Annotated in this window: 3 protein-coding genes; all 3 read right to left on the bottom strand. The window is 44.9% G+C overall.

The window, feature by feature from the left end; all coding sequences use genetic code 11:
- Positions 1-774, bottom strand: a 774-nt coding sequence (locus ACP45E_RS17395) for a flagellar basal body P-ring protein FlgI (protein WP_069585333.1), incomplete at its 3' end; no start/stop codon positions are given.
- A 76-nt stretch (positions 775-850) separates the two neighbouring features.
- Positions 851-1,630, bottom strand: a complete 780-nt coding sequence (gene flgH / locus ACP45E_RS17400) for a flagellar basal body L-ring protein FlgH (RefSeq protein WP_017035124.1) — start codon at positions 1,628-1,630, stop codon at positions 851-853.
- A gap of 63 nt (positions 1,631-1,693) precedes the next feature.
- Positions 1,694-2,095 (bottom strand): flagellar hook-basal body complex protein (locus tag ACP45E_RS17405; RefSeq protein WP_141707391.1); only part of this gene is annotated, 402 nt, incomplete at its 5' end.

Below are 2,095 nucleotides of genomic sequence, written 5' to 3' on the forward strand. Positions count from 1 at the left end.
TGTGCGAGAGTTAACGATAATTTTCGCGGAGCCATCTGCTGGATTAAACTCGATGTTTTCGACAGCAGATAGGAATGCAACACGCTGGCTCACATCCCTTGGCGCTCTCACTCGTACGGAAGTAGCGTCGATTGCGGAAGCCATTTGCGGCCCAAGGAAATTATTGACTGCATCGGCCATACGCTGTGCCGTGGTAAAATCAGACTCTAGCAAATTGAAAGTAATGAAATCACCACGACTAAATGGCGTCGGAACTTCACGTTCAACGATCGCACCGCTAGAAATCATACCTGCGGTAGGGTTATTACCGACAATTTTCGAGCCGTCAGCGCCACTTGCACTAAAACCACTCACCACTAAATTACCTTGAGCAACGGCATAAACTTGACCATCAAGACCTTTCAAAAAAGTCTGCATCAAAGTACCACCACGTAAACTCTTCGCAGAACCAATGGAAGATACCGTGACATCGACAGTTTGCCCTTGTTTTGTAAAAGCAGGCATCTCAGCTGTCACAATAACGGCGGCAACATTTTTAGTCTTTGGCTTCGTGCCAGGCGGCAATTGAATGCCAAAGTTTTGCAACATCGCATTAAAGCTTTGATCGGTAAAAGGCGTTGATTCACCCGTACCAGGAAGGCCCGTTACCAAACCGTAGCCCACTAATTGGTTGCTACGTACTCCCGCAATTTGTGATACATCTTTGATTCGCGCTGCTTGCACGCTCGTCACAACGCACATCATGCCGATAAGTAATAGAAAAAAATTCTTCATTTGGTAACCCTTAAACTTCATAGATACTTAATCAACGATTAAATACTTCGTCAATAATTAGACTTTTTGGTTAAAGCTACAAAGAGACATTAAAGAATCGTGCCAAGAATCCTGGTTCTTGCATATCTTGATTCGTTCCAGTACCAGAATACTGAATTCGAGCATTTGAAATTCGGTTTGACGCAATGGTGTTATCAAAATCAATATCATCTGGACGTATGGTACCACTGAGTCGAATATACTCGTCGCCCGTGTTGAGCGTTAGCCACTTTTCACCGCGGATGATGAGATTACCATTAGCGAGCACTTCAATCACTTCGACGGTAATGGAGCCTGAGATGCTGTTACTTTGATTCGCAGCAGCGCTACCACTGAATTTATTGTCATTACTGAGGTTATATGAGAAATCGTAATCGCCAATGTTGAGAGGTTGCCCACCCACTTCAAGCGGGTCCATGCTGGCATCATTGTTTTTAGCTAAATCCGCATCAGCACTTTTCGCTGCTTTTGTGCTTTCGTCTAAGTTGACCGTAATAATGTCACCAATGCCACGAGGTTTGGAATCGTCATACAGGCTGCTCACCGTGTTCAGATTAAACAGGGATCCCGTTTCTGCAGCGTAATGCTCTGGCGGTTGTTTAGGGTGAATAGGCGCCCAAGCTGGATCTCCCGCTAGAGGGTCATTTCTGCCACGTAACGTATCCACCAACCCCGAGCTTTCCTCAGCTGATTGATCACCTTCAACCGCATCAATAGTCGTTGTCCCTTGAACAACATCCGTTGTTTCAAGCGGTGACTCTAACATTGTACAGCCGCTCATCATTAAAATAGTAAGAACAAATAGAATGCGGTTCATACGAATAACCTCGTTATTAAACTAGTAATCATGAAACGAAAATCATGAACTTATAATCTCAACTTAGAGCTGTTGGTTAACAAAGCTCATCATTTTGTCGACAGCAGAGATAACTTTTGAGTTCATCTCATAGACACGCTGGGCTTCGATCATATTCACAAGCTCCTCGGTGACGTTCACGTTTGATGTTTCAAGCATGGATTGTCTCACTGAACCAAAACCATCTAAACCAGGAACTCCCTCTTGAGGATCACCACTGGCACCGGTTGGAAGGTAAAGGTTCTGACCGATAGGCTCAAGGCCGCCTGGGTTAATAAAATCGACCGTGGTAATTTGCCCTAGAACTTGATTGTCCTGTTGCCCACGAATATTGACTGATACTTCACCGTCAGTACCGACCGTGATGCTGATAGCGTCATCTGGGATAATGATCTCTGGCTCAAGTGAATATCCTGCGCCTGAGGT

Origin of the sequence: Vibrio genomosp. F10 str. 9ZD137 (assembly GCF_049974785.1) — a bacterium.
Lineage (GTDB): Bacteria > Pseudomonadota > Gammaproteobacteria > Enterobacterales > Vibrionaceae > Vibrio.

Coding starts and splice junctions, on each gene's coding strand:
- flgH (WP_017035124.1), bottom strand. CDS start 1,630: ATGAACCGCATTCTATTTGTTCTTACTATTTTAATGATGAGCGGCTGT.